This window comes from Aeromonas sp. s13 (genome assembly GCF_040907905.1).
GTDB classification, from domain to species: domain Bacteria; phylum Pseudomonadota; class Gammaproteobacteria; order Enterobacterales; family Aeromonadaceae; genus Aeromonas; species Aeromonas veronii.
This window is the reverse complement of sequence record NZ_JBFOCS010000014.1, coordinates 1-8,261: the sequence shown is the minus strand read 5'-3', so window position 1 is coordinate 8,261 and position 8,261 is coordinate 1. Positions and strand designations below refer to the sequence as shown.

Annotated in this window: 5 protein-coding genes; 4 read left to right on the top strand and 1 reads right to left on the bottom strand. The window is 43.9% G+C overall.

Features of this window, described 5'->3' with window-relative positions:
• Window positions 1-390: 390 nt before the first annotated feature.
• Genes AB5Y82_RS01765 through AB5Y82_RS01750 form a run of 4 tightly spaced genes read left to right on the top strand, consistent with a single transcriptional unit; the run spans window position 391 to window position 7,219 of the window.
• On the top strand, window positions 391-3,120 hold the full coding sequence (locus AB5Y82_RS01765) for a DEAD/DEAH box helicase (protein ID WP_257701407.1): 2,730 nt from the start codon (window positions 391-393) through the stop codon (window positions 3,118-3,120).
• Window positions 3,117-4,226, top strand: a complete 1,110-nt coding sequence (locus AB5Y82_RS01760) for a hypothetical protein (protein WP_111901760.1) — start codon at window positions 3,117-3,119, stop codon at window positions 4,224-4,226. The genes AB5Y82_RS01765 and AB5Y82_RS01760 overlap by 4 nt, the downstream gene beginning before the upstream one ends.
• A gap of 12 nt (window positions 4,227-4,238) precedes the next feature.
• A complete protein-coding gene (locus tag AB5Y82_RS01755; RefSeq protein WP_111901761.1) occupies window positions 4,239-5,771 on the top strand; it encodes a phosphatidylserine/phosphatidylglycerophosphate/cardiolipin synthase family protein in 1,533 nt (510 codons plus the stop codon).
• A gap of 2 nt (window positions 5,772-5,773) precedes the next feature.
• Window positions 5,774-7,219, top strand: a complete 1,446-nt coding sequence (locus AB5Y82_RS01750) for a sigma-54 dependent transcriptional regulator (RefSeq protein WP_111901762.1) — start codon at window positions 5,774-5,776, stop codon at window positions 7,217-7,219.
• Between the two features lie 340 nt (window positions 7,220-7,559).
• On the opposite strand, the gene AB5Y82_RS01745 is transcribed toward AB5Y82_RS01750, so the two are convergent.
• The coding region (locus AB5Y82_RS01745) for an IS3 family transposase (protein ID WP_368173571.1) at window positions 7,560-8,261 on the bottom strand (702 nt) is incomplete at its 5' end.

Sequence of the window (8,261 nt, the reverse complement as noted above, 5' to 3'; positions counted from 1 at the left end):
GTTGAAATACAGAACCCCCGATGCAGTACATAGGGGGTTCTGAGTAGAGAAATGCTAGTTGAAAATGTGTAAACCTATTTCAGGACTAGACACCGACTACGCGCTATTTGACGGCGCGCAGTACGCAACGGGTTGTCGGCTTAGGACACCTCCGGTCATGGTGGCGACTGTACCACCTAAAAATGGTGTCCGGGATGATTAGACCACTACAATATGATGTACAAAGCGACATAAAAAGGTTATAAAAAATACTCAATGGTGTAAAAACACCCCTTTCGAAATACCTTTATTTTTTTACTGTACGATTTCATTGGGGTCTTTGATGCCGAAGGTTGTTGGCACGATGCTTGATATTTAGGAAAAACAACTTATTCGATCAAAGGACGAAACATGGCGTTATTGAGATACGCAAACTTAGGAATTCACCGGCCAGACATCCTGCTTAGTAAAGCAGTGAGTGGTCTTGGTGACTTTTATAAGTATTTAGTCACCACTCGAAAATACCTAGAAAGTACGAAGGCTGTTAAAGCGATAGCTTGGGAGAAGCTGGACGATGCTCAACGTGGAGTATGGATACAATTAGTTGAGCCAGCTGATAACTGCGGTGATTTCGAAAAGAACTTAAAGCTCTTTTTAGATGAAAGTACCGACACGGTATACGAAGCAAGCCCCGCGAGATGGAAAGCCGTGGGTAGTGCGGCTAGAGAATGCCCAAATTGTAAAAGTCACGGTAAACCTAAAATGGCTTATGCAACTGAGGAGCATGCGGACGAAATTGCGAGTGAATTAGGTAATGGGCTGTCGTCGTATGAGTGTCCAGACGGTTATGGTTGGCATTTGACTGGGAAATCACAAAGCAATGTTGGATTCAATAAATCCAACGCAATTTCAGTCCTAGACAGAAATGTAGAAAATGACAGCTTGTTATTGGATCGTTTACCTGACCACGACTATTTGGTTATTCGTCCAAACACATACCAGTTAAAGTGTCAGATTAATGCATTACAAAGCTTACAAGACACACCTTCTATTCACCATCTTCCGCTATTGAGGCTGTTTGAAGGTAAGGATCATGCTAAGTGGCCGAATGTTCCTTATGATGAGCACTTATTTAACGATGACTACTACGTTCTTGCTGATGGTGCGAGGGAGGGAACATCTCAGCAGCGTGAGTTTGTAAATATTGCACTCAATACACCAGACTTTGCCTTCCTTGAGGGCCCCCCAGGATCTGGTAAAACTACAGCCATTTGCGAACTGATTCTTCAATTCATAAAGCGAGGTAAGCGGATCTTACTTTGTGCATCAACTCACGTTGCTGTTGACAATGTTCTTGAGAGAATGATATCTGAGGAAAATATTTATCGCGACATGGTGTTACCTGTGCGGATTGGAGATAAATCAAGCGTTTCTCAAAAGGCAAAGCCATGGCAATTGGAAGAGTTCGTTAAAACTGAACGCACAAGATTGCTAAAACATCTTCAGCAACAACCACACATTTCAGTTAGTCAGAAGTTACTTAAAAGTAAGGTCGGTGAAGGTAAACATATTGTTGAACGTCTTGTTCTTGAAGCAGCGAATTTAGTTTGCGGGACAACCATTGGTTTGCTTCAGCATCCTGATATCAAAAATAAACAATCAACATCGCCAATCTTCGATGTGATGATTATTGACGAAGCATCAAAAACAACGTTTCAAGAGTTTTTGGTGCCAGCGGTACTTGCCAAGCGTTGGATCATGGTGGGAGACCCAAAACAGCTTTCGCCTTATGTTGATGATGAAGCTACCGAAGTAAATTTGAAGCCATGTTTACAGGATAGTTATCAGCGAGAAGCATGCGCAGATGTTTTCTCTGCTCGACAAATTAATTTTCAGAAACGAGAAGTATCCTTGGTTTGCACTGACGATGAAAAGACAATTGAATTTTATCATCAGCAAGCAAAGGCCAAAAATGTATTGGTTGCATCATCTAAAGGACCTAAGACAGCTATCCCTTACGCATCAGTAGTCCTTGGTTCGTCAGCGTTCATCGCTCAGAATGCTAATCACCTTCCCCTAGATTTGACGACCATAAGGGGGCTACCTGCGTTACCGAAAAAGTTAGAAATGCGACTTGCAGCGCATTCGAGATTAACTCGTACAAAAATCAAGACCGAGTCAGATAGCTGGGAATCTCAGTTAGCGTGGCGACTGGCTCGTATGTACGAACAGCGCCTAAATACAGAATCTAACGGAAGTTCTAAAACTGCTAACAAGTTAGAGGAAGATATCAAAGCGCTACTACCATTTGACTCAGAAAAAGATACGTTCACTGCAATAGACAGGGTACGTAGGATCGCACTGCCTTCTATTCTTGAATCACTGCAAGTTGGATTTGAACGAACAGAGTATCAGAAACAAGGCACCGCTCTGTCTGATGGACTTCCAGCCAGTGTTTTGGATCAACGACAAATACGGCTTAGTTACCAGCACAGGATGCATCCAGACATTGCCGAGTTTTCCCGAGTACATATATACAATGAAAAAGCACTGCAAAGCCCTGATGGCCAGGCTGAAAAGCGGGACTGGGGATATCGAAACGGCTCACATCGTTGTATATGGCACGATGTTAAAGGTCGAAAAGGAAAAGAAGGTGAAATTACCGCTGAAGTAGAAGAAATATTAAAAGAGTTAAGTCGCTTTGATTCTTGGGCAAAATCAAACCTACATGTTGATAAAAACCAACAAAAGCCTTGGGAAGTTGCTGTTTTGGCTTTCTATCGGGCACAAGAGCGAGCTATACGTAGAGCTTTACGAAAGTGGACGGGAAATCATCACGGAGTAAGGCATTTCTATCGAGGTGAAAAATCCTCACCGTATATTGATATTCAGATATGTACCGTAGACCGTTTTCAGGGGCATGAGGCTGACTTTGTCATGCTTAGTTTCGCAAATAATCATCCCACGAGTTTTCTCGAAAGCCCAAATCGCTTGAATGTGGCAATTACGAGGGCCAAGCATCAGCTCATTGTGTACGGAAACCGATCTGCAATGCAAAAGGCATCGGGTGTGTTAGGTACTTTTGCAAGCAATTCATACTGGTCTACAACCATTGAGACTGAATCACAGGAGGCACTATGAGCCAAGACATCATACTAAAACGAGAAATTAAGACTGAAACTTGGCTCATACAGGGTGAAATCGCGCTGGCAGATAGCCGTCCAGAAATTAACTGCGTGCTGCAATTCCTTCACGACTATCCAGATGCGAGTTCAGCAGAGTGCTCTGAGCATTTATTTGGAGATAAAATTGGACGTCGTGTCGTTGCTGATAGGTTACTAAATATATGTCAGTTATATGGACTTGCTGAGTCTAGTCGAGACCAATACAGGCTCACTGAATCAGGATCGATTGCTCTTGAGAAAGATCAAATCCTAGTACCAGAAGATGGATGTTGGAGCCTTTGCGTTTGTCATGAGCCTTTATTGCCTCATCCACTTCTTACTATTGAAGCGCACACAGAGCCTAGTGCAGTGTCAATCGGACTTGGAAAAAACAGAAACCAGCTAAATGAAAGAGCAAAGCGACTAGTTGAGGTTCCTCAACTAGTCAAAGACGTTTGTGGCCTGAAGGTTGAACCAATAGGTGGTGGTTCGGAAGTACGCGTTGACAAAATTGAACTCAAAGGTGAGCGCATCTCACCTCAAGGAAAACCGTATTACATCGAGTGGAATGTGACTGATGGCAATGTCGATGTGAAGCGCGGAAAGGATCTTATATTTTCACGTCGGGTTGAACCAATCAACCGTCAGCAAGTTTTGAAAGTACTTCTGCATAGTGAGGGCTTGCTTGAACAATGGGATGAGCAAACTGAAATCTTGTCAGTGGTTTTCGAAAATACTACTGAATCTGAGCGAATCAATATGAAACGCTCGGTAAGTGTAAAAAGACCATCTGTTCACAAGTTGGGCTCGTTTGATGCGATGAAGTTACACAATATTTCTATATCATCATTGACTGAATTTGATGCTAGAAAGTGGTCTGAATGGAGATTAGAGAAAAATATCAATATGTACGCCACTAATAGCAAATACCAAATTTGGAGAGAGAAAGCACTCGAACCTTTTAGAGATTGGAATTTTACACTACCTGATAGGGCTGAACTGGCAAATCAGTTTTGGATTGAGGAAGACCAGCAAAATCAGCGTACCTGGCATGTAATTGCTGCCCATGATTGGAACCTATAAGGAATAATAGTGATGAATCTAATTGAAAAGTTTACTAAGACAGAAACCAAGATTGTTGATCAATCAAATACCAAGTTGCCCCCTGTGCTTTTGCCTGTTTTACCTAAACAGGTATCTGCTCCGCAACCTATTAATAGCTCTTTGTTCTGCAATGAGCTCCAATCAAGAGTTGTCGAATTAATCGATAATGCCGAGCACTCGGTTATTCTTAGTACGTTTTTGCTTGCTGATGAGAATGTCGAATCTGCTGTCCTAAAAGCTGCAAAGCGCAAAGTTCGTGTGTACATACTATTGGCATGTGAGACTCGTCTTGATGGCGATGTGCCTGACGATGACTTTGGTAAGAAGTGTCTTGTGCAGCATAAGGAAATGTTAAATAAATTGTCTGGACATGTTCACTTTGCATCTGCGCCGCATTTCCACGCAAAAGCCGTTGTTATAGATGCATTACATGAAACTGGTAATGCTAAAGGGTTGCTTTTAACGGCAAACCTTACAGAAGAAGCTCTTTTACGAAATGAAGAGTTGGGGGTCTCGCTTTCACGCCATCAAATAGCTGAGATCGTGAATGTGTTCCGTTGGGCAATCTTCGAGAGTGCGCAGCACCATATGACAAGCCGTGGTGAATTCTCAGCATATAAGTCGCCGGGCAATGTCAGATATCCAAGGGAATTAACTGAAATACTGGTCACATCGAGTGAAGACGCTCGAATTAGGGAACACGCATTAGCGTTGATCAATCAAGCGGAAAATGAACTCATCATATCGAGTTTTGGATGGCAAGAGGACCATCAGCTTGTAAAATCAATATGTGAACGTGCGAAGTCGGGGCTAAAAGTCACCATACTATCTCGCCAAAGACCCGCAGCCATGCCAGCGTTGTTGGCTATGAAACAGGCTGGTGCATCGGTGATGTGTTTTAAATGGCTACATGCCAAAGCGATTGTAGTAGATGGAATGCATGGCATGGTGATGTCGGCCAATTTTCAAGCGCATGGTATGGATCAAGGCTTTGAGTTAGGCGTAAAGCTCACTGGTACTCAGGTAAAAGAGCTGATGAATTGCTTCGATGTGTTTTTAACTAATAGCCATAATCAATTGCACATAGATATGAGTCTAGGGATGATTTCTGGTGGTTTTGAAGCTTGGGAAAATAATATATTCAAGAGGTACTCTGTCAGCGAAGTAGACATTATTGAGTTATCTCCTATAAAAGCAGATTGTTTGTCTGATATGGATAAGCACCAAAAAATACCCAATGCAAACTGGCGGGAAAAAACCTCGCACAAGATTGAGTATAAATGGCGTATAGAGCCACCAGTTATCACTAACGCCAGTCCAGAGTATTTCAAACCTTTAACGGCTAAGGATGAAACTTCTAAGAAGCAGGATTCAGGATCGCCTAGAGAAAGTTATGAGCCAAAGGTTGTTCGACTGACAAAAAAACAGTTAGCTATTACGGTTCGTCAAGAATCCGAACTTGCCATGGCAACAAGGCTGAAGCAAAGTGAATTGCCAAACGCCCTAATTGTATTGGAGGCGTAACTTTGGATAACAAAAACACGCTGCTTTGTTGGCACTCAAAAAGAGCTGGGGTTGAGGTATTAGACGAAGCGTTAAAGCGGCTTAAGAATCGTAAAGTTTATGTTGGCAAAGTAATTGTGCTTACTCAGTCAGCTGGGGATAACAGTCTGTACAAAGAGCATGAATTTGGCGATATACAGATTACCTTTCGAACTGTAGCTATCGAGAACCCAGCTGATCACAACGAAATTTATCACGCAATAGAATCTGAGATTATTCCAGAGCTAAAGCTTGAACAGCATCTTCATATCAATGTATCGCCGGGAACTCCGGCGATGCATGCTGTTTGGTTGATTCTTCATGCTCGGGGGCATTTTCCACGCGAAACAATCCTCTGGTCATCACAATATAACCCCGATACCAAAAGAACCAGCATTGTCAAAGTTGATTTCAGTGTAAACACGTATCTGGCAGAGATCTCTGCTATTTCAAGTTCAGAGAGCGGTTACGCCCTTTACGATTTAGACCCTAAATCAAAAGCAAGGCAGAATGCATTACAAACGTTAAAGCAGTTCTCTTGCGTTCCCAAAGCTCCGTTACTTGTACTGGGTGAACGTGGTACAGGGAAAACGAGACTAATTGAAACCGTTGTCGGTAGGGTAAAGCAAAAGCAGGTTGTTACGCTCGCATGTGGAGGACTAGATTCTCAAGTAGTTGATAGTATGTTGTTTGGCCACGTAAAAGGGGCGTTCACTGGGGCGGAAAAGAATCGCAATGGGCTTTTGAAAGAAGCAAATGGAAAAGTATTGTTCTTGGATGAGATACAAGATTTACCAACTTCGGTTCAGCGAAAGCTGGTTCGAGTGCTTCAAGATAACCATCACAGTTTTCGCCCTGTTGGAAGTGACATTGAGGAAGCATCTGACTTCGAGCTAGTTTGTGCGAGTAATAAATCACTTGAGCAATTGGCAACGATACTCGATGCTGATTTCTTTGATCGTGTATCCATGCTAACAATAACAATACCTCCACTTCGTGCATGCAGAGAAGATATTTTGTCGGATTGGCAAAGAATCTGGCAGGAAGTTAATGTTAACCCCAATCTGCCTGCGGAAGCTCCAGTGTCAAATGAGTTAATCCAGTTTTTTAACTCGGCATATTTACCAGGTAACTTGCGTGACCTAAAAAAGCTGGCATACATGTCTTGTGCTTTTTTGAGCTCTCAAACTACAGAGTTGGCAATCTCTAGCTCATTAGCTTCGTTGGGCGAGCCTGTTATCCAGGAGGATAGTCCTGACACAAGGTTTGCATTTGGTGATTTATCCAAGACAACTAAGGATGAGTTAACGAAAGCGTTTCATAAGGAATTTGCAACAGCTGCCAAAAAGCAATTCGGTACATGGGTTAAAGCCGCAGAAGCATTGAAGGTGGATCAAAAAACTTTGCAAAAGTATATGAGAGACAATTGAGTTATTTTGATGTCTCATTGTATCCATCTGGTTCTGGTCTTGGGGACCAACTTGAAGTGTAACCATTCACCGAGAGCGGGTTGACAAATGCAATACCAATCAGACTTACCCGACTGGCAGAGACTGGACTCCGTGATGCTGACCCCTGAGCGGTCCGAACCAGAGCAAAAACAGGCGGCTTAAAACAGGTTTACGGCACAACTATCTTGAAAAACGCTGATAATCAGATCACCAATCCAGTTTTTCATATCTATTTCTGATGGTTATCGCTATAAGTCATGATCAGTATATTGTCTAGTCCTGAAATAGGTTTACACATTTTCAACTAGCATTTCTCTACTCAGAACCCCCTATGCACCGCATCGGGGGTTCTGTATTTCAACGCATGATGCGGCCAAATATCCACCGCTTCACGCACCATTTCCCGCGCTTGTGTCAAATCCTGCGGGCTTTGCAGCAATAACTCTCCTTTCAAAATCCCGTTCACCCGCTCCGCCAACCCATTCTGGTAACAGTCATACCCATCCGTCATCGAGCATTTCACCCCGTACCGTTCATGTAATGACTGATACAGCCCCGAGCAATACTGTACGCCGCGGTCCGAGTGATGGATGAGTTCACCGCCGCCACGCCGTTGCTTCAGTGCTTTCTTGAACGCCATCGCCACCGACTCCGCGTGCATTCCTTCGTGTACGTGGTGGCCTACTATCTTGCGTGAGTACGCATCCGTCACCAGGCTCAGGTACAGCGGCCCGCTCCTGGCTGGCAGATAGGTGATATCTGCGACCCAGACTTGCTCCGGGGCCACCGGGGTGACCTGCTCTGGCCCCGCCTTGAGCAAGTTGGGATGACGGTAGAAACGGTGAAAACTGTGGGTGGTCTTGTGATACGCCCGTCTGGGCTGCACCAGCAGGCGGTGCTCGGCCAATATCTGAAACAGCCTGTCCCGCCCGACCTTGAGCCCGTCATCATCCTGACCCTGCAGCAGATAATGCAGCTTGCGAGTGCCCACCCGAGGTTGTCGCAGTCGAACCTGACGCAC